Origin of the sequence: Sporosarcina ureae (genome assembly GCF_002109325.1) — a bacterium.
Lineage (GTDB): Bacteria > Bacillota > Bacilli > Bacillales_A > Planococcaceae > Sporosarcina > Sporosarcina ureae_C.
Genome location: NZ_CP015348.1, coordinates 2910055 through 2929921 on the forward strand (window position 1 = coordinate 2910055; position 19867 = coordinate 2929921).

Here is a 19867-nt window from a genome sequence, read left to right on the forward strand (position 1 = left end):
AGCTATCGCACGAAGTCATATCATCTATGACTTCGTGGATAGCTCTTTTTTATTGATAAACGGATTCTAGTACATTTTCAGATAGGTGGTAATGCTGTGCCTTTTCGCCTGGCGTGTATTGGATAATAAGATAACCAGGATCTTTTATGACAGTTAGATCCTCTTTCAGTTCGGCAAAGGTCTTTGTGATGAAGACTTGCTTGCGAATTGTTCGCTCAGTATAACCGGTCGACTCAAATGATTCGCCAAGCAAGTGAGGAGAACGTAGAAGAACTTGATAGATATCCTTTAACTCTTCTTCGGGTAAAGTAGTATCCCACCAGATCTTCCTTGGTAAGAACTTTTGGTGAAGTAAATAATCCATCTTTAAAAGACTGACTACTATAGAAGTGTCCACTTTCAATATCTCAATCAGAAAGCGTTCCAGACGAGTGAATAAGTCTTCGAACTGATGGCCAATACGTGACCAACCTTGTTTCTCCCAGAATGCGCCGAATAATTGGAAGAAGTCGAACGGTGTATCCACCAATTCAGTGACGATGTACTCCATAGAGTGTATAAAACGTCCCGAATTCCAATATTTTTCAAGAATGTCTTCTGTTTGTTTAATTTTCAGCATATCATCAAAGGACAGAACATTATTCGATACAATTTCATAAGGAGCGGTGTCGATATATTGATAACCATATTGCTCAGCTTGAATACGCAAGCCCGTTCCACGCAGTAGCTTTAAAAAGCCCAATTGTAATTCTTCAGGTCGTAATGCAAATACTTCGTTGAATGTATCACGGAAAGAATCATAATCTTCTTCAGGTAATCCGGCAATCAAATCTAGGTGTTGATCAATTTTTCCACCTTCTTTGACCATCGTAACGGTGCGTGAAAGTTTGGTGAAGTTTTGTCGTCTCTTCACAAGTTCATTAGTCAAATCATTAGTAGATTGAACTCCTATTTCAAAGCGGAACAGGCCTTTCGGCGCGTTGTCATTTAGAAATTGAATGACTTCTGGACGCATAATATCTCCGGTGATTTCAAACTGAAATACAGTTCCAGGCAAATGTTCATCTATGAGAAATTGGAACATTTCCATTGCATAACTTCTACTAATATTGAATGTCCGATCAACAAATTTTATCGTTTTAGCACCATGCTCCATCAGATAGCGAATATCATCTTTTATTGCTTCTCGATGGAAATATCGAACGCCCACTTCAATAGACGATAAACAGAATTGACAAGAGAATGGGCAGCCGCGACTCGTTTCGATATACATTACGCGATTTGAGAGATGGGGAATATCCTCTGCAAAACGAAAAGGGGAAGGCAGTTCCCGAAGATCCAATTTAGGTCCCGGCGCTGTGATTTTTAGTTTACCTTCTTTGCGATAGGCAATACCTTGTACGGAAGCAAGATCGGTTTGTCCATCCACAGCACATAATATATCTTTAAAAGTTTTTCACCTTCACCGATTGCAATGATATCGATCTCTGGTACTCTTTTTAACCATTGATCGTAATCGTATGTTACTTCAGGCCCACCACAAACTATGACAGTCTTCGGACTAGTCAGCTTTAATAACCGAATTACCTTTAGTGTTTCTTCTATGTTCCAAATATACACACTGAATCCAACGACGTCCGGAGAGTGTTGATAAAGCTCGGAGACGATGGAAAGGGTAGGGTCATGGATGGTGAATTCAGCCAATTCACAGTCAAACTCTGGAGCTGCAAAAGCTTTCAAATAACGTATAGCGATATTTGTGTGTATATATTTGGCGTTTAATGTTGATAAAACGATATTCATTGTAAAACTCCTAACCTAAAATTGTAATAATAAGATTGACTATAAAAGAGACTAAATACCTATGTCAAGAGGCGGGATACTGTGCAATAATAAGATTGAATATGGATATATTTACAATTGTAGAAATTATATGACATCCTAATTATGTGGTTTCTAAAGAGTTGAGGAGGTCCTAATTTGGTTATGAAAACACTAGATATCAGCAGATTTCTAGAGAACTCTCTATTTAAAATTATTTTGGATGAAAATGGAAATGTGCTTGAAATGACTGAGGCAATCAAGTTGTTGATGGATCATATGGGTACACCTAAGCATATGTCCGATATATTCGATCAACCTTTATTAGAACAAATTGAGACGCGCTTGCATCTAGCCAAAACCCAAGTAATTTCAGGGCATAATGTATTGACAGGTCATTTAATTGTATCGAATGAAAAAAAGGAACCATGCTATATTATATACCAACAGCATGCAGATAAGGCGATTATAACAATAAAAATTGGTGAACAGAATGAAAAACTTCTTCAATTGTATGAAAACGCCTATTTAACAGCCACTATACCTATGGCATTAGTGAATGAATCGGGGTATATCATTTCAACTAATAATGAATTTTCTAATGAATTCCCTTCTCATTCATCTAGTGAGTTTGTTCACTTGCAGGATCATTTTGCACTAATGACACCTACTTCCACATTCTCCTATGAAGATTATATTCAAAAAGCAACTATCCAAGCATCTTCAAAAGTCAATATGTCGTATTCCGCGAACGGACTTACTCATATTTACGAAGTTAGCTTAACATTGGACCATAAAACTAGAATGTTCATTTTAAGAATATTAGATATAACTGAAAGAGAACGTCTTTTAGATCAGTTAGCACACTCTGATCAGTTATGTACAACAGGTGAAATTGCTGCAAGCATCGCACATGAAGTACGTAACCCTATGACGACGTTACAAGGGTTTCTTCAACTACTTGAACATGAAGTGACAGGTAATGCTCAAATGTATGTTAGCGTTATTCAAGAAGAAGTCAAACGAATGAATGAAATATTGAATGAAATGCTTGCGCTCTCAAAACCTGTGGTTGACGAAATTACTGTATTTTCATTATCTGTTCTAATAGAAGACGTACTATTATTGCTACGACCTAAGGCGCTATTGGATCAAATTCATTTAGTGAATGAATTTAATTCAAAAGAACCAATGCTCATTCGGGCGAACCCCAATCGTATTAAACAAGTATTAATTAATCTACTTAAGAACGCAATGGAAGCTATGATTCCTAATGATACATTGTCTATCAGTGTAAATGAAGGTGAACAACATAAAATTGATATCTTAATATCCGATACGGGGGTTGGGATGGACGAGAAGACGATGGAAACCATATTCTTACCATTCGTATCAGATAAACCAGGGGGACGGGTTTAGGACTTCCGTTTGTCAAAAAAACCGTACTTGAGTATGGCGGGACTATTTCTGTTACTAGTGAACTGGATAAGGGAACTGTTTTTTATTTATCATTTCCTCTTGTTTCTGTAGCATTATCGGAATAACATAGAGTTCATACAAGGAAAAAGGCCAATCCATTTTATTTCTATGGATTGGCCTTTTATTTATAAGACAATATTATTTGATTGTAGCCGCCATTTGCTTAAATTCTTTCATATGTTCGTTATCTTCTTTAGCGTACACTGTCACTCGCACCAATTTGTCTTCATGCTCCATGACATAGCCTGTGAAATACCCTTCAGTTGACTCTACCGTTGCGCCTTTAACAGACGTAATGCCGTCAGCTTGTGGAAGATCTGCTTCCTCTGTGATTTCAGTAGGTGTTTCACCATCACTTGAAGCTGTCAATAACTCTTCCATATTTGTATAAAGTTCATCAAAAGTATACGACTCATCATCTTTAGGCATTGTTTCAATACGCATGAACGTTTCGCTATCTTCTTCAAAATAGAGAGTATCTCTGCCTGGTTCTTCGCTTGTTAGTTTGTATCCGGGAAGCACCATCATGGAGTAGTCTTGTTCATCACTCGCAGTTTCCACAGCATCTTCCATTGAAACTTCACTTGTCTCTTCCTCAGCATCCGTTTCTATTTCTGCTTCATTTTCAGTAGAAGTGCTTTCTTCTACATCTGTTTCGGGAGTAGCAGGTTCTTCGATCGCAGGATCTGTTGCATCTTTTTCTGCATCAGCATCAGATGTTCCGCATGCGGCAAGCATGACGGAAGCTGTTAGTGAGGTGAAAATAATACGCCATTTGTTGTTCAAATCGTTCCACTCCTTCATATACTATTCTAATCATTGGACGGATAACTGCAAAGAAAGTTTCATTCTTGTGTACGTTTTAATATACTATACCGTTTGTGATTGATGACAGTTTTCTCTTCCATTGCCAATTCATCGAAATCTTCCATATACGTTAAATTTACAATTACAGAGTTTTCGTTCACTTTTTCAACTACACCTTGCAAACCTTCTTTAAATTCAATGATATCACCAATTTCAGCTATCGTCATACTATCCATCCTTTCTCCGATCATAATGTGCTCTTACAAGAGTGATGAAAATGTACTATAAAGAATTACTTTATAGTTTGCCTTATAAAATACAAAACGTAAAGGCATATTTTTAATAACGCGAGAAATATACAACAGCGTTTTGTCGCGAAATGTCGAAAATCTTTCTGTTTAATCTTATGTAGTTGTTGGTATGTATAAGAGTAGAGTAATTACATATGGAAGGTGTGCAGGTTCGTGCATAAACGTGAATTGGAAATAGAGAAACTTAGACAGCAATTAATCCATGTTGCCCAAGAATATGGTATGCAATCTGAAAATACCATTAAACTCAGCTGTAAATTAGATGTGTTAATTAATGAGTACGAAAATAATAAGCTTGAAAAAGAAGTTTGAAATTATCGGAATAGATGTTTAACTCATTGTTATAATGGGCATAATATGAAAGAACACAGCAACATTCTCATTTCCCCCTTTTGTGGACCAATTACATATTGGTCCTCTTTTTTTGTTTACTTAATTGTAAAAATATTTGAATTTCTGTACGATGGATATATTCATACATAAAGAGGAGTGGGAATATGCAAAAAGAAAAGATTTCCTTTATTGGGACGGGTGTAATGGGATCGAGCATCGTCAAACATTTGCTTGACGCATCTTATGACGTAACTGTATTCACTAGAACGAAGTCAAAAGCGGAACCTTTGGTAGCGTTGGGAGCCAAATGGACGGATAATGTAGCAGAATCAATTAAGGACGCAGATATTATTTTTACGATGATTGGGATGCCGTCTGATGTAGAAGAGGTATATCTATCTGAACAAGGTATATTTGCTAACAGTCGGCCTTCACAGATCGTAGTGGATATGACTACTTCTAGTCCTGAGTTAGCTATTACGATTGCTGACAAAGCTGCATCTTTACAAATGTATTCACTTGATGCACCTGTATCAGGTGGAGACATTGGGGCGAGGAACGGAACACTTTCTATAATGTGTGGAGGTCAAAAGGAATTATTTGATAAACTATTGCCGATCTTGTCTGTTTTCGGTAAGCAAATTGTGTATCAAGGAGAAGCTGGAGCTGGTCAGCACGCCAAGATGTGCAATCAAATAACTGTTGCAGGAAATATGATTGGAGCATGTGAAGCAATTGCTTATGCCATGGAATCGGGACTTGATCCGGATACGATGTTACAGTCCGTCACTTCGGGTGCTGCGAACTCCTTTAGCTTGTCTGATCTCGGCCCTAGAATTATTAAGGAAGACTATGAGCCAGGATTTTATGTAAAACACTTTGTGAAAGATTTAAATATTGCACTAGAAGAAACCGAAAGACTGAATTTAAAATTGCCTGGACTACAGCTCGCTCGCGATATGTATACTGATTTGCTCGCAAAAGGCTATGGCGAAAATGGAACGCAAGTCTTGATCAAGAAGTATATTGACTAAAAACCTAAGAAGTTAAATGCATTAGCGTAATTCCAACACTTCGCTTTTCAGCTCCAGTATTTCATGAAGATCAATAAAAGCTATTCATGAACGACTATTTGAATTTATAAGAGCACATAAATTCTTACTTCTTGCACATGCTCTTTAGTATAAGATGCGTGAAAAGGAGTGAGTCATGTGTGGGATATTTGGTTATGGCCTATGATTATTGTAACAGTCGTCATGCTCGGGATCGGAATAGCTGGAGTTAGAAAAACAAGTCGTTCATTTCAGTTAAATGAAAAGAACAAAATCCCTGATACAGCAGCTGAACATCCATATGCCATGAATCCATTACTGTGGATTATCATAATAGCCTCAGCGTTTATCTTTATCATCGTTTTTTATTACTGGGCCTCTTTCTATTAAAGAAAGGGGTTTTTTGTTTTTGGAATGCGCTTTCTTTTTAGGTGGAAAAAGGCTATTTGTGGTATGATGGAATTGAAACAATGGACGGACTTTTAGGTATATGTATTTAGATGATGAACAGAAGGAGAGATCACCTATGGTTTCTATAAATAACAAAGACTTTCTCACCGCGCCTATAGCGGACCAAATTATTTCTTCAGAGAAAGTTGCCCATGTGCAACTGGGTAATAATGCCGAGCATGCTTTACTTGTTTTAACGAAGACTGGATACTCTGCTATCCCTGTACTGGATAATCAGTATCGTTTGAAGGGGCTCCTTGGAATTGGTATGATTACAGACTCTATTTTAGGCATGGAACGTATTGAATATGAGAGATTAGAAGATATAAAAGTCGATGAGATTATGGACACAGATTTACCAACGATTCGAGTGAATGATCGTTTTCAACGCGCGTTAGATTTATTGATCAATCATCCATTTTTATGTGTTACTGAAGAAGATGGCACATTTGCGGGCATTATTACTAGACGCGTTGTGATGAAAGAATTTAAAAAGTATATTTATAATGTTTAATAAATCGATTTGAAGATCAGTAAAGTAGCTAGTATAGAAAAACGTTAAAAGGCTCCGATAAAAGGGGTCTTTTTCTAATAGAAGGAGTTGATCTATTTGTGCGAAAAGAAACAAATCGCCCTCTTGTACTTGCTGCTGTGATGCTTGCTATGTTTGTAGGAGCAGTTGAAGCGACTATTGTCACCACTGCCATGCCAACGATTGCTTCCGACTTAGGTGGATTTTCACGATATAGTTGGATCTTCTCCTCTTATTTATTGATGAGTACAGTGACGGTATTGATTTATGGAAAATTAGCGGACTTATTTGGACGAAAGCCCATATTTTTTATAGGATTGACCATTTTTTTAATTGGTTCCATACTTTGCGGATTTGCCGTCTCGATGGAGCAATTGATTGTTTATCGTCTTATACAGGGGTTGGGAGCAGGTGCTGTCATGCCAATCGCGACCACAATAATTGGAGATATTTATTCAACAGAAGAACGGGCAAAAATACAAGGATACTTATCAAGTGTATGGGGTGTTTCAGCAGTTTCAGGTCCTGTCATTGGTGGGTTACTCGTACAGTATGTTAGCTGGCAGTATGTATTCTGGGTGAACGTGCCGCTTGGAATACTATCAATGGGTGTCATTTACTTCTTTTTACATGAACCGAAAGAAACACAAAAAGCGTCCGTTGACTACAAAGGTGCATTTTTACTAACATTCGCATTGTCTACAATTTTGATTTGGCTAGTAGAAGGTGGGCAAGGGTTCGGACGTTTATCAGCTCTTGGTATAGGATTGATTGTACTTTCAGGGATTTTATTTTGGTTATTTTTCAGGCAAGAAAAACGTGCGAAAGATCCGCTTATTTCATTTAGTATTTGGAGAAACCCAGTCATTTTATATGCGAATCTAGTATCACTGACCACTGGCGTTATTTTAATAGGGGTTTCTTCTTATTTACCTACATATGTGTCGGGAGTTATGGAGCAACCAGCAATTATAGCGGGCTTTACACTGACGGCTATGTCGATCGGCTGGCCTTTAGCTTCTTCACTGGCAGGACACCTACTCATACGGTTTGGTCCTTTTCTTGTATCGTTTGCCGGTGGTGTGTCACTCGTGATCGGGACGACCATGTTTGTGTTCATGAATGCTACACTAGGACCGATCTGGGCAGGTTGTTCTAGTTTCTTCATAGGTGTTGGTATGGGTCTGACTAATACTTCATTCATTGTAACGATTCAAGGAGCTGTGCCGCGCGTACAAAGAGGGTCGGCTACTGCAGCGAATATGTTCATGAAAAACTTTGGAAACACAATTGGTGCCTCTGTGTTTGGTGCGATTTTGAACAGTACACTCATTGCCTATTTTGCAAAAGAAAAGTTGGCTTACACAATTGATGATGTCAATACGTTGCTCACCAAAGATGGTCGTTCAATGATTTCGTCACAGGAGCTTGTCAGTTTGCAGAGCGGTTTAGATAGTTCATTGCACTGGGTGTATATAGCAATTGCTATATTTGCTGTGATCAGCTTATTATTGATTTTACGAATTCCGCGGGGGAAGGTGCAAGATTATGTCAACAACTGAACTAGATATAATTAAAGCGTTGGCAGAAGAAGGGAATATGCGCAAAGCGTCAGAACGTCTTCATTTATCACAACCAGCCTTGTCACAACGCCTCCAGACGATCGAAAAAGAATGGGGTATGCAGTTATTCATTCGATCACAGAAAGGGCTGGAACCGACGCCAGCAGGTGAACACGTTATCAGCTACGCGAAGGAGTCGTTAGCGAAGAAGGATGAGACAATAGAATTGATCGCTTCTTTAGAAGATAAGGTCCACGGAACTTTGAAGATTGCCTGTGCTTCGATTATTGGTCAGACGTGGTTACCACAAGTATTGAAAGACTATGTCGCACTGTACCCTGATGCCAAGATTTCTTTGATGACGGGATGGAGTTCAGAAATTTCTAAAGCGCTGTATGAAGGAGAAGCCCATATCGGTATTGTCAGGGGGCAAACTGACTGGAAGAGTAATCGGGTGTATCTATTCCGTGATCAACTGTATTTGGTGGATTCCGAAATTTCAACTATAGATGAATTAAAAGATACAAATCGTCATTTCATACAATATAAAAGTGATTCGAACTATTACATGGAAATCCAACGCTGGTGGCATAAGCATTTTAATCAAGACCCTGGACGTCAAATTGTTGTGGATCAGATCGAGACATGCAAACAACTTGCGCTGAAGGGTATAGGCTATGCTATCCTGCCATCTATTACTTTGTCGGGAGATGAGAAAGTCAATCGAATTCCGTTGCTAAATAGCGAAGAAGAGTTCGAATTGACGCGTGATACGTGGATGATCGGATACGCTTCTACATTTGAACTGAAGCAAGTGAGAGCATTCGTCGATATTGTGCAGGACTACGCAGAGTTGTTGAGGAAAAGTGAATAGAGTAAAGTCTATATAGTTAAAATAGAGTAAGCAAAGTCGGTAAACTACTGTTTCTTATAACAAAGAATAGTTAAATTCAAAAAAAGACGAACTCCGTGTTTCACGAAGTTGTCTTTAGTTGTTGGACTTCCAGTAAATGTGGAAGTCTTTTTATCGAGTTCTAGCAGACTCAAGAAGCGGCTTGTTATTCCTTGACCAGTATAGAGCAAGAGTGAAGCACAACAACAAAATGATCGTGCCGACTATATACGGCGATTCCATTTTAATGTCAAAGATGTATCCAGCGGTAGCAGGGCCGATCATGTTACCTAAACTCATGTAAGCATTCATCATACCTGCTGCATAACCCTGTTCTTTACCAGCGAGTTTTGAAACCAAGGTGTTTACTGCCGGTCGCAGTAATGAAGTGGCGGTTGAGAAAACTGTCGCCACTAAAAGAATAGTGAAGAATGTATTGACGAATAAAATACCTAGCATAGCGAGTGCCGCTATAACTAAATTAATTAAAATGACACGCATTTCTCCAAACCGCCTGAATAAGCGATCGATGACGAACGTTTGAATGATGACACCCACAAAACCTCCAACGGTAATAATGACTGCGATTTGCGAAGGAGTGTAATTATACTTCTGATCTACATACAACGAAATGGTCGATTGAAAATTAGCCAAACCGAATGAAAATACAAACATGACAATCAGCATGATAAAGTAGGGGGTTTTCGTAGATCTACGCATTTGCTGAAAAATGTTTTCATTCGTTGCAGCTCCTTGTAGTACAGGTTTCGGATTAGGCAGAAAGAATAAAGAGACTACCGCTGCTAGGACTGATGCAGATGCAGCAAAATAAAATGGGAAGTGTAAGCTGATTTTAGATAGAAATCCTCCGATACCAGGCCCAACCATAAAACCTAACGACATGGAAGCACCTAGTAATCCCATTCCACGTCCGCGATTTTCTAAAGAAGTAATATCCGCTACAAATGCCATAGTCGGTGGAATAATAAAGGCAGCGCCAAAGCCTGAAAAGAATCGTGCAACGTAGAGCATCCAGAGCTCTGTTGATAGACTGAAAGCTAATTGAGAAAGACTATAAATTATCAAACCGAAAATAATGATACGTTTTCTTCCGTATTTGTCGGAAAGGTTTCCTGAAATAGGAGATAAAATAAACTGCGCGAAAGAGAAGATGGCAATCAGCAGTCCGAGTGCGCGTCCCGCGACGCCAAAAGTACCTAAAAATTCGGGCATAATGGGGATGATGAGGCCGATACCTGCCATGGCGATGAACATATTGAACATCAGAATATAGAGTGCGATATTTGTAGGTGGTTTGTTCATTCGGTAGCTCACTTTCCAGAAACTTTTTCCTAATCGTATCACAAACAATTCTGGAATGTCTGTATAGTGCTTACTATGTGTTGACATGAAAAAAGAAAACAAAAACGACTCCTTTTTGATCAGGAGTCGTTTCTTAAATTAATCTTCTTTTTTCATTTCATCAAGTACGCGGTTTACACGTTTTTCAAGCATTTTCATACCGCTTCCGCCTGCTTGGAAGTGACGTAACTGGCCGTCTTTGTCAAAGACATAATAAGCAGGAACGTACTGGTTTTCAAATGCATCATTAAGTTTTAATTCGCTATCAACGAAAATGGGTTGTGTAATATCATGCTCAGCTGCTACAGTTTTGATTTGTTCAAGATCGACATCATCTTCTGAGCGAGGCATATGGACTGCTACAACATTCAATTCATCTTTGTATTGATCTCTGAAATTGTTTACATCCGGCATCGCTTCTTTGCACATGTGACAACTTACAGACCAGAAATGGATAAGTGTTGGTTTTTCACCGATGAGTTCTGATTTAGAAGTTTCACCATTCAACCAAGTAGTAGCACCTTGAAGTTCAGGCATTTGTTGACGTAATTTCATCAAGAATTCCCCCTAGCTAAGAGTGTAGTATATTTTGTGATAAAAAAATCCCCACGATTATCGTAACGCGTGGGGATGCTTGTCTAAAAATTAAAGAGTTTTTTCACCTGGACGCCAGTTTGCTGGGCAAAGACCGCCAGTTTGTAGTGCTTGTAGTACACGGAGAGTTTCATCTACGTCACGACCGATATTGTTGTGGAATACTGTCTGATACTGAAGTTCACCTTCAGGATTGATGATGTAAAGGCCGCGCAATGCAATACCTTCTTCTTCGATCAATACACCGTATTCGCGTGAAACGAAATGGTTAGTATCTGCTGCAAGTGGGTATTTTAGTTGTTCAAGACCATTGTCTTTACGATCAGTGTTGATCCAAGCAAGGTGAGTGTGGATAGTATCAGTAGAAACACCGATTACTTCTGCATCCAAGTCTTCGAACTCATCATAACGATCCGACATGGCAGTGATTTCTGTTGGACATACAAAAGTGAAGTCCATTGGATAGAAGAAAAGAACTGTCCATTTGTCGTTTTTAATGTTTTCTTGTAAACTAACTTTACCAAAAGATTTGTCAGCTAGTACTGCCTCCATTGTAAAATCTGGAGCTTGTTTACCTACCATACGTTCAGCCATTATATAAAACCTCCAATTAATCTTTTGTACAACCACATGACTGCGCTGTACAATTCTTATCTAGAATAACAAGATCCCGACTCGAATTCAATTAGAATGACTCGAAGATGATAATAATTATTATAAAGAGCGGTAAACCTTATATATTTAGGATTTGAGTAGATAATTACTCAAAGTCTTGTGTACAGTCAGAAGGTTTTACAGGGCGTGTTTGGCATGTTTTGCAATTTGGATCACAAATCATTTCTCGCCATTCATCGCAATCTTTGCAATAACGCGCGTCAAATTCGTCGCTATAATGTAATGGTTCCATGCACTCTACGCAATGAGAAGCCATCTCTTTCCACGTTCGGATTTTCTTATTGTTTACTAGGAAAATCCCTTCTAGATGATTTTCTTTTGTAGCGGGCTCGGCTTTTCGATTCCGCTTGGCATCAGAGTCCAGATAAAAAAATAAATGGTCTTCCAACTGAATCCCTCCTTAACATATGGTTTCATTCTACTATGTCATCTGCGAAAAAACAATTTTCATGACCATTTTCCTGTATGCTGTATTCCTATTTTACATTATATAGATGGTTGATTTCACTATCATTTTGTGTATAATGAGTAGGTTTACAACTGTTCATTAATCACAAGAAATAATACGTTACGCAAGGAGGAAATCTATTGACTACTGAGCCGATTATTCGTTTTGAGAATGTTACAAAACGCTATGATGAATCTACAACTGTACTCAACCGAGTTTCATTTGAAATGGAACGCGGGAAATTTTATACATTGCTTGGGCCTTCTGGCTGTGGAAAAACGACTATTTTACGTTTGATCGCCGGCTTTACGGAAGCTACAGATGGAACAATCTTATTTAATGGTAAGAAGATTAACGCTGTACCTGCAAATGAACGTCAAGTGAACACAGTATTTCAAGATTATGCATTGTTTCCTCATTTAAATGTATATGAAAATGTAGCATTCGGTTTACGTATAAAGAAAGTGAAAAAGAATGAAGTGGATCGACGGGTAAAAGAAGCGTTGAAGTTCGTCAATCTAGAAGGGTACGAATCTCGGGAAATTACTGAAATGTCGGGTGGGCAGCGTCAACGCGTTGCGATTGCTAGAGCGATCGTCAATGACCCTGAAGTGATTTTACTAGACGAACCATTGTCTGCACTCGATTTGAAGTTGCGTTCTGAAATGCAGTATGAATTACGAGAGCTCCAGCAGCGTCTTGGTAAAACATTTGTTTTTGTTACGCATGACCAGGAAGAAGCACTTGCGATGTCCGATGAGATTTTCGTCATGAATAACGGAGAAATTCAACAATCTGGGACACCAATCGACATTTACGATGAGCCAATTAACCGTTTCGTGGCAGACTTTATTGGAGAATCTAATATAGTAAGTGGGAGAATTATTGAAGATTATCTAGTGGAATTCACAGGTAAACAATTCCCGTGTGTAGATGGTGGCTTTTATCCTAATGAAAAAGTGGATATCGTCATTCGTCCTGAAGACTTGGAAATGACTACTGTTGAAAAAGGAAGATTCAGTGTCACAGTAGATACGCAATTATTCCGAGGTGTACACTATGAGCTTTCAACGTATGACTCTGATGGTAATGAGTGGCTAGTCCATTCAACGAAACCAGCGGATGTAGGGATGTTAATCGGTTTGGATTTTGAACCTGCAGACATTCATGTTATGCGACTGAATGAATCTGAAGCAGACTTTGATGCACGTCTGGAATCGTTTGGAGTGGCGGAAGATGAGGAATAAAAAACCGTTACGTTTTATATATGCCACACCGTATGCAGCTTGGTTATTATTATTCGTACTAGCGCCGATCGTTGTTATCGTGTATTACTCATTTTTCGATTTATCCGGCCATTTAACGTTGGCTAACTATCGGAATTTCTTTACATCGATTTATTTCAAATTAACGATGAGCTCATTTTGGTATGCCTTTCTTATTACCTTTTTTGCTTTATTGATCTCCTATCCGACAGCTTATTTCTTAACTAAGACGAAGCATAAGCAATTATGGTTATTGCTCATTATCATACCTTCGTGGATTAATCTGTTGTTAAAGACATATGCCTTTATTGGGTTGATGGGGATTTATGGACCGATTAATGCCTTTTTGGAAACGATTGGCATAGGTAGTCAGCAAATATTATTCACGGATTTTAGTTTTGTGTTTGTTTCTGTATATATCTTTATTCCATTTATGATTTTACCGATTTTTAACTCCTTAGATAAAATCAATCCAGCACTTCTTGACGCATCGAAGGATTTAGGGGCGAATGCATGGGTAACCTTTAAACGGGTGATTTGGCCATTGACAACAGATGGTGTGAAATCGGGTGTACAAGTCGTGTTCATTCCGGCTCTGTCTTTATTTATGATTACTCGCTTAATTGCAGGTAATAAAGTAATCACACTGGGTACTGCGATTGAACAGCAATTCCTCGTGACGCAAAACTGGGGGATGGGTTCGACAATTGCCGTATTCCTTATTATCTTCATGTTCTTAATTATGGTGCTGACGTCAGGCAAAGAGAGGGGCATAACTAAATGAAGAAACTGGGTAGTTTGCCGAGAATTTATTTGGCGGCAGTCTTTGTAATTTTATATGCTCCTATTTTTTATCTCATTTATTACTCCTTCAACTCGGGAGGCGGGATGTCGCATTTCGAATCATTCACATTGGAGCATTATCAAGCGGTGTTTCAAGATACACGGCTTTTAATTATTGTGATGAATACCGTAATTATTGCATTATTGTCTGCCTTACTTTCTACAACTATAGGTGTAATAGGCGCGCTTGCCATCTATTTCATGAAAAATAAGTCTGCGCGTAAAACGGTATTGTCGCTGAATAATATTTTAATTGTTAGCCCGGATGTCATTATCGGTGCCTCATTCTTAATATTATTCACGCTAATTGGAGTGAGATTAGGTTTTGCTTCGGTGCTGATTTCCCATATTGCCTTCAGTATACCTATAGTTGTCATCATGGTATTACCGAAATTGCTGGAAATGAGTACTACGTTAATAGATGCAGCACTCGATTTAGGTGCGTCGCGTAAAGATGTACTGACACGTGTTATATTGCCATATATTAAGCCGGGTATTTTTGCAGGATTTTTCCTTGCTTTAACCTACTCACTTGATGACTTTGCGGTTACCTTTTTCGTCACAGGAAATGGCTTCTCGACATTATCCGTAGAGATTTATTCTATGGCGCGAACAGGAATCACATTGACAATTAATGCTCTATCGGGATTAATCTTCTTGATCACGATCGTGTTGGTAATTGGTTATTATATTGTTGGAAATAAAGCAAAGTCACCTCAGGGGGTGAAGAAATGAAAGGATTAGTCAGCAGTGCAATCGCGATCCTACTCGTTTCTGGTGTTCTATTATTTACGAACTATCAGCTTGAACATAAAGCGGGACGTGCAGGCAAAGATACGATCACAGTTTACAACTGGGGCGAATATATTGATCCAGATCTTCTGAAGCAGTTTGAAGAAGAGGAAGGGATAAAAGTCATTTATGAAACATTTGATTCAAATGAAGGAATGATGGGGAAAATCGAACAAGGTGGAACCGCTTATGATGTTACAGTTCCGTCTGAATACGCAGTGCAGATGATGGAAGAAAAGGATTTATTACTTCCACTGGATTTCTCTAAAATTCCGAACATTAAACATATCGATCCGTATTTTATGAATTTAGCTTTTGATCCAGATAATCAGTATTCAATTCCGTACTTCTGGGGAACTGTAGGTATCGCGTATAACGCATCATTATTAAATGGTCAGACGTTTGAAAGCTGGGAAAGTTTATGGGATGCGTCATTGCGTCAAAAACTTATTATAGTAGATAGTGCGCGCGAAGTAATTGGCGTGTCGTTAAATTCACTCGGTTACTCATTGAACTCCACCAGTCTCCAAGAACTTAAAGAAGCAACCGACAAGTTGGAAACGATGGGCCCGAATGTCAAAGCCGTCATTGGCGATGAAGTCACGCAGTTAATGATTAATAATGAAGCATCCGTAGCGCTGACTTGGTCAGGGCAAGCAGCAGATATGATTTCGGAGAATGAAGACATTGATTACATTGTGCCGGAAGAAGGTTCAAATCTATGGTTCGATAATATTGTCATCCCGAGAACTTCAACAAATATCGAAGGTGCCTATAAATTTATAAACTTCATGCTGGATCCTGAAGTGGCGGCGCAAAATGCAGATTACGTAGGCTATTCTACGCCGAACATTTCAGCCTTATCGTTTATGGATAAAGAAACTACGGAAGATGAACGGTTTTATCCTGACGAAGAAGCGAGAGAGAATCTAGAAGTGTATGAAAATTTAGGCTTAGAAACACTTGGGGTGTATAATGAGTTATTCCTGAAATTCAAAATGGGATTGCGATAAAACGAATAACTATTCGCAATAGCGAGGAGTAATGAGATGAAAAAGGAATTTGTAGTGATTGGTTTGGGTCGTTTTGGCGGTAGTATCGTTAAAGAACTGATTGAGCTCGAAGCAGACGTTATGGCGATTGATAAGTCACAGGAACGCGTGGAAGAGTTTGCGAATATCGCAACCCAGGCAGTGGCGGTCGATACGACAGATGAAGCGGCATTGCGTTCGTTAGGTATACGAAATTTCGAGCATGTTGTAATCGCGATCGGGGAAAATATTCAAGCTAGTATTCTGACTACGTTGATTTTAAAAGAAATCGGTGTACAACGTATTACTGTAAAAGCGCAAAATGATTACCATGAAAAAGTATTACGTAAAATCGGTGCGGATCAAGTCGTTCACCCTGAGCGTGATATGGGGAAGCGAATCGCGAATAACTTGGTTTCGAATAATATTTTGGATTATCTAGAGTTGTCCGATGAATATTCCATCGTGGAAATTCAAGCCAATAACCACATCGCCGGCTCTTCGTTGATCGATTTAGATATTCGCGCGAAGTATGGCGTCAATATTGTGGCTATTAAACGGGGGACCCATATCCTAGTTTCTCCTCAGGCGATTGAGCAGATCGAAGTAAACGACGTTCTCATCGTGATAGGATCAGATTTAGATATCCACCGCTTTGAACGGAAAGCATTGCACTAACGAATAGATAGGGGATAGCGTGGAATTGCCACCTTTCGCTCTAGAACAACTACTATACTTTACTGGAAGCAATAAACAAAAAACTGAAGACAGACTCCTAGTTTATAGGAGTTGCCTTCAGTCTGAAGCAAGTGCTACTATGCACTTGCTTTTTTTATGAATTTTTAAAGTTCCATGATGACAGGAAGAATCATTGGTTTACGCTTCGTTTTTTCATATAAATATGGAACGAGTGTATCGATGATGTCGCCCTTTAAATTGTTGATGGAATCAGGTTTAGCAGCTAGTTTGCGCTGTAATGTCTTCGAAAGCATATACTGTGCTTCGTTGATCATTGCGCCTGATTCGCGCATGTAGACGAATCCACGTGAGATCAGGTCAGGACCGGATACTAAGCGATTCTTTTTCGTGTCGATTGTAGCGACTACAATAACTAGACCATCTTCAGAGAGGATTCGGCGGTCACGTAGCACGACGTTACCGATGTCGCCTATACCACTTCCATCAATATAGACATCGCCTGACGGTACGCGTCCTGCTAGTCTTGCTGTTGAATCAGTAAGTGCGAGGACGTCACCGTTCCCCATAATAAAGATATTATCAGGCTCGACGTCACAGTCTATCGCTAGTTGAGAGTGCATATTCATCATACGGTACTCACCGTGAATCGGCATGAAGTATTTAGGCTTAATTAAACGTAACATAAGCTTTTGCTCTTCCTGTGATCCGTGTCCGGATGTGTGGATGTTGTTCAATGGACCATGAATAACTTCTGCACCTGCACGGAACAGTGAGTTAATCGCTTTGTTGACACTTAGTGTGTTTCCTGGGATAGGTGAAGATGAGAAGATTACTGTATCACCAGGTTGAATTTGTACTTGTCTATGTGTACCGTTTGCGATACGTGATAAAGCTGCCATCGGTTCACCTTGGCTACCCGTACATAAAATCATTACTTTGTTGGCAGGAAGACGATTAAGCGATTGAGCATCCACGAATAAATCTTTTGGAGCGTCAATATAACCTAGTTCGCGACCGATTGTGATGGCATTATCCATACTGCGACCAAAGACAGCGATTTTACGACCGAAGATCTGTGCTGATTCGATGACTTGTTGTAATCTGTGGATATTCGAAGCGAATGTAGCAAAAATAATTCGACCATCTACTGTACGGAAAATATCGTTTAAGCTTTCTCCTACTTTACGTTCAGACATTGTAAAGTTAGGCACTTCTGCATTCGTACTGTCTGATAATAGACAAAGTACGCCTTCGCTACCGATTTTCGCCATCTTATGCAAGTTAGCAGGTTCACCGACTGGCGTGAAGTCGAATTTAAAGTCTCCTGTATGGACGATATTACCGGAAGGAGTTTTCACTACTACTCCGAATGCGTCAGGAATACTGTGCGTAGTTCTGAAGAATGACACTGCTGTTTTACGGAATTTAATAAAATCATCTTCTTCAATTTCATGAATTTCCGTTGTGCGCAATAATCCATGCTCTTCCAACTTATTGCGAAGTAATCCAATCGCGAGTTTACCGCCATAGACGGGAACATTCACTTTGCGCAATAGATAAGGGATGCCACCAATATGGTCTTCATGACCGTGTGTGATGAAAAGTCCTTTGATCTTATCGATATTGCGTTCGAGATAAGTATAATCTGGAATTACATAGTCAATACCTAGTAATTCATCTTCTGGAAATTTGATTCCGGCGTCGATAATAATAATTTCATCTTGGAATTGGATACAATACGTATTTTTACCGATTTCACCTAGTCCGCCTAGGGCAAAAACAGCTGTTTCATTATTTTTAATAGATTTCATAAATTAAACCTGCTCAATGTGGAAGGCTGGGGAAGCTTGTTCATAAGTTAAATGTTCGCCTTCCAACTTTTGCACGAATTCAATCATTAGATCACGGTCTTTTAATCGATTCCGAACTTCTCTTTCGTTTTCAGCTTCTACGTACAAGCTAAGTGTGTTCTCGCGGACTGGAACTTCATGTACGTTTAAATGGTAATATACTTTGAAAATCATGTTAAACTCTCCTTTTACGTTCGTAATAATACATATCATCAATAATAGCATGCAATTTCCCTAAAATAAAGAAAAGCCCACCAATTACTTGGCGGGCGTAAAAGTCTAGGCAATCGTCTTTTTACCGAGCAGGCCATTAAGTCGTCTTAGCAGTTTGCGTTTTAGACGTTTATACATGGCATCATCACTCCTTGACAAGACAGTAACAGAAATTTCTCATCCTGTCAAGTATAAACGCTTTACTCTCTGTCGAAAGCTGTAGCACCAGGTATTTCCTTGTAAGGAGAACTTTCATCAATGTGATCATAGAACATGATGCCGTTTAAGTGATCCAATTCATGCTGGAAAGCAATTGCTGGCAATCCTTTCAAACGCTTCTTAATAACATTTCCTTCCTTATCAAATGCTTTCACAGTAATTCTCGCGTAACGGGGAACATATCCCGGAACTTCGCGATCTACTGATAAACAGCCTTCGCCAGTTTCTATATAGGTCTTTTCGACAGAGTGACTAATAATCTTCGGATTAATTGCGATGAAGTTTTCCAGTAAATTCTCGCCGTCAGGTATATGCAGGGCGAAAATTCTTTTTGACGCATTTGTTTGGGGAGCAGCCAAGCCAATACCCGAACGTAAGCCGTACTTTTCACACAGTTCGTCGTCTTGGCTATTGACGACATACTCCAATAAATTATCGCATAATTGACGATCTTCATTACTTAAAGGAAAGTCTACCTCTTTTGCTTTCAAGCGCAACGTCGGATGACCTTCACGAATGATGTCTTTCATTAAAATCATTTCTACTCTTCCTCTCGGATATATTAGGTATAGTTAGTATATAGCATAATCTACAATTTGCTTGTAGAACATGTGGATTAAAGTTATATAATCGTAAA

At 39.0% G+C, this 19867-nt stretch carries 21 protein-coding genes and 2 pseudogenes; 13 read left to right on the plus strand and 10 right to left on the minus strand.

Annotation, left to right across the window (positions count from 1 at the left end):
• Positions 1 to 49: 49 nt before the first annotated feature.
• Positions 50 to 1803: pseudogene (locus SporoP32a_RS14215) on the minus strand (B12-binding domain-containing radical SAM protein).
• A 183-nt stretch (positions 1804 to 1986) separates the two neighbouring features.
• Here SporoP32a_RS14215 and SporoP32a_RS14220 point away from each other — a divergent pair.
• Together SporoP32a_RS14220 and SporoP32a_RS17535 are read left to right on the plus strand one after the other, a co-directional pair.
• Positions 1987 to 3240, plus strand: coding sequence for a two-component system sensor histidine kinase NtrB (locus SporoP32a_RS14220; RefSeq protein WP_232319654.1), 1254 nt, complete (start codon positions 1987 to 1989; stop codon positions 3238 to 3240).
• Positions 3241 to 3278: 38 nt separating this feature from the next.
• A pseudogene (locus SporoP32a_RS17535) lies at positions 3279 to 3365 on the plus strand (hypothetical protein); the annotation flags it as partial.
• Between the two features lie 73 nt (positions 3366 to 3438).
• Here SporoP32a_RS17535 and SporoP32a_RS14230 read toward each other — a convergent pair.
• Together SporoP32a_RS14230 and SporoP32a_RS14235 are read right to left on the minus strand one after the other, a co-directional pair.
• The gene (locus tag SporoP32a_RS14230; RefSeq protein ID WP_085428495.1) at positions 3439 to 4086 is read right to left on the minus strand and encodes a hypothetical protein; all 648 of its coding nucleotides are present in this window, start codon (positions 4084 to 4086) and stop codon (positions 3439 to 3441) included.
• 59 nt (positions 4087 to 4145) lie between these two features.
• The gene (locus SporoP32a_RS14235; RefSeq protein WP_085428496.1) at positions 4146 to 4334 is read right to left on the minus strand and encodes a YkvS family protein; all 189 of its coding nucleotides are present in this window, start codon (positions 4332 to 4334) and stop codon (positions 4146 to 4148) included.
• A 237-nt stretch (positions 4335 to 4571) separates the two neighbouring features.
• On the opposite strand from SporoP32a_RS14235, the gene SporoP32a_RS14240 reads away from it, so the two are divergent.
• The 6 genes from SporoP32a_RS14240 (at position 4572) to SporoP32a_RS14265 (ending at position 9221) form a co-directional block, all read left to right on the plus strand.
• Positions 4572 to 4730, plus strand: a complete 159-nt coding sequence (locus SporoP32a_RS14240; protein ID WP_232319547.1) for an aspartyl-phosphate phosphatase Spo0E family protein — start codon at positions 4572 to 4574, stop codon at positions 4728 to 4730.
• Between the two features lie 185 nt (positions 4731 to 4915).
• Complete coding sequence (locus SporoP32a_RS14245; protein WP_085428498.1) at positions 4916 to 5785, plus strand: NAD(P)-dependent oxidoreductase; 870 nt, start codon at positions 4916 to 4918, stop codon at positions 5783 to 5785.
• Between the two features lie 177 nt (positions 5786 to 5962).
• Positions 5963 to 6193, plus strand: a complete 231-nt coding sequence (locus SporoP32a_RS14250; RefSeq protein WP_085428499.1) for a hypothetical protein — start codon at positions 5963 to 5965, stop codon at positions 6191 to 6193.
• A 136-nt stretch (positions 6194 to 6329) separates the two neighbouring features.
• Positions 6330 to 6767 (plus strand): cyclic-di-AMP-binding protein CbpB, encoded by a 438-nt coding sequence (gene cbpB, locus SporoP32a_RS14255; protein WP_085428500.1) that lies wholly within the window; start codon positions 6330 to 6332, stop codon positions 6765 to 6767.
• A 140-nt stretch (positions 6768 to 6907) separates the two neighbouring features.
• Entirely contained in the window at positions 6908 to 8347 is a 1440-nt protein-coding gene (locus tag SporoP32a_RS14260; RefSeq protein WP_198166286.1) for an MDR family MFS transporter, read from the plus strand.
• On the plus strand, positions 8334 to 9221 hold the full coding sequence (locus tag SporoP32a_RS14265) for a transcriptional regulator CcpC (RefSeq protein ID WP_085428502.1): 888 nt from the start codon (positions 8334 to 8336) through the stop codon (positions 9219 to 9221). Before SporoP32a_RS14260 ends, SporoP32a_RS14265 begins: the two co-directional genes overlap by 14 nt.
• Before the next feature lie 150 nt (positions 9222 to 9371).
• Here the strand turns inward: SporoP32a_RS14265 and SporoP32a_RS14270 are convergent, their stop codons facing one another.
• The 4 genes from SporoP32a_RS14270 to SporoP32a_RS14285 all read right to left on the minus strand — a co-directional run bounded on the left by SporoP32a_RS14270 (position 9372) and on the right by SporoP32a_RS14285 (position 12258).
• On the minus strand, positions 9372 to 10562 hold the full coding sequence (locus SporoP32a_RS14270) for an MFS transporter (RefSeq protein ID WP_085429100.1): 1191 nt from the start codon (positions 10560 to 10562) through the stop codon (positions 9372 to 9374).
• Between the two features lie 138 nt (positions 10563 to 10700).
• Positions 10701 to 11156 carry a TlpA family protein disulfide reductase gene (locus SporoP32a_RS14275; protein ID WP_085428503.1) on the minus strand — a complete coding sequence of 152 codons (456 nt, stop codon included), beginning with the start codon at positions 11154 to 11156 and terminating at the stop codon, positions 10701 to 10703.
• A 90-nt stretch (positions 11157 to 11246) separates the two neighbouring features.
• The gene (locus SporoP32a_RS14280; RefSeq protein ID WP_085428504.1) at positions 11247 to 11789 is read right to left on the minus strand and encodes a peroxiredoxin; all 543 of its coding nucleotides are present in this window, start codon (positions 11787 to 11789) and stop codon (positions 11247 to 11249) included.
• A gap of 166 nt (positions 11790 to 11955) precedes the next feature.
• The gene (locus tag SporoP32a_RS14285) at positions 11956 to 12258 is read right to left on the minus strand and encodes a hypothetical protein (RefSeq protein WP_085428505.1); all 303 of its coding nucleotides are present in this window, start codon (positions 12256 to 12258) and stop codon (positions 11956 to 11958) included.
• Between the two features lie 200 nt (positions 12259 to 12458).
• On the opposite strand from SporoP32a_RS14285, the gene SporoP32a_RS14290 reads away from it, so the two are divergent.
• Genes SporoP32a_RS14290 through SporoP32a_RS14310 form a run of 5 tightly spaced genes read left to right on the plus strand, consistent with a single transcriptional unit; the run spans position 12459 to position 16927 of the window.
• Positions 12459 to 13565, plus strand: coding sequence for an ABC transporter ATP-binding protein (locus SporoP32a_RS14290; protein WP_085428506.1), 1107 nt, complete (start codon positions 12459 to 12461; stop codon positions 13563 to 13565).
• Positions 13555 to 14367, plus strand: a complete 813-nt coding sequence (locus SporoP32a_RS14295; RefSeq protein ID WP_085428507.1) for an ABC transporter permease — start codon at positions 13555 to 13557, stop codon at positions 14365 to 14367. Before SporoP32a_RS14290 ends, SporoP32a_RS14295 begins: the two co-directional genes overlap by 11 nt.
• Entirely contained in the window at positions 14364 to 15161 is a 798-nt protein-coding gene (locus SporoP32a_RS14300; RefSeq protein WP_085428508.1) for an ABC transporter permease, read from the plus strand. Before SporoP32a_RS14295 ends, SporoP32a_RS14300 begins: the two co-directional genes overlap by 4 nt.
• A complete protein-coding gene (locus SporoP32a_RS14305) occupies positions 15158 to 16231 on the plus strand; it encodes an ABC transporter substrate-binding protein (RefSeq protein WP_085428509.1) in 1074 nt (357 codons plus the stop codon). Before SporoP32a_RS14300 ends, SporoP32a_RS14305 begins: the two co-directional genes overlap by 4 nt.
• Positions 16232 to 16267: 36 nt before the next feature.
• The gene (locus SporoP32a_RS14310; protein WP_085428510.1) at positions 16268 to 16927 is read left to right on the plus strand and encodes a potassium channel family protein; all 660 of its coding nucleotides are present in this window, start codon (positions 16268 to 16270) and stop codon (positions 16925 to 16927) included.
• 164 nt (positions 16928 to 17091) lie between these two features.
• Here SporoP32a_RS14310 and rnjA read toward each other — a convergent pair whose 3' ends face one another.
• The 3 genes from rnjA to def all read right to left on the minus strand — a co-directional run bounded on the left by rnjA (position 17092) and on the right by def (position 19769).
• Complete coding sequence (rnjA, locus tag SporoP32a_RS14315) at positions 17092 to 18759, minus strand: ribonuclease J1 (RefSeq protein ID WP_085428511.1); 1668 nt, start codon at positions 18757 to 18759, stop codon at positions 17092 to 17094.
• Between the two features lie 3 nt (positions 18760 to 18762).
• Positions 18763 to 18972: a DNA-dependent RNA polymerase subunit epsilon gene (locus SporoP32a_RS14320; protein WP_085428512.1), complete on the minus strand. Its 210-nt coding sequence runs from the start codon at positions 18970 to 18972 to the stop codon at positions 18763 to 18765.
• A 239-nt stretch (positions 18973 to 19211) separates the two neighbouring features.
• On the minus strand, positions 19212 to 19769 hold the full coding sequence (def, locus tag SporoP32a_RS14325; RefSeq protein ID WP_085428513.1) for a peptide deformylase: 558 nt from the start codon (positions 19767 to 19769) through the stop codon (positions 19212 to 19214).
• Between the last annotated feature and the right edge of the window lie 98 nt (positions 19770 to 19867).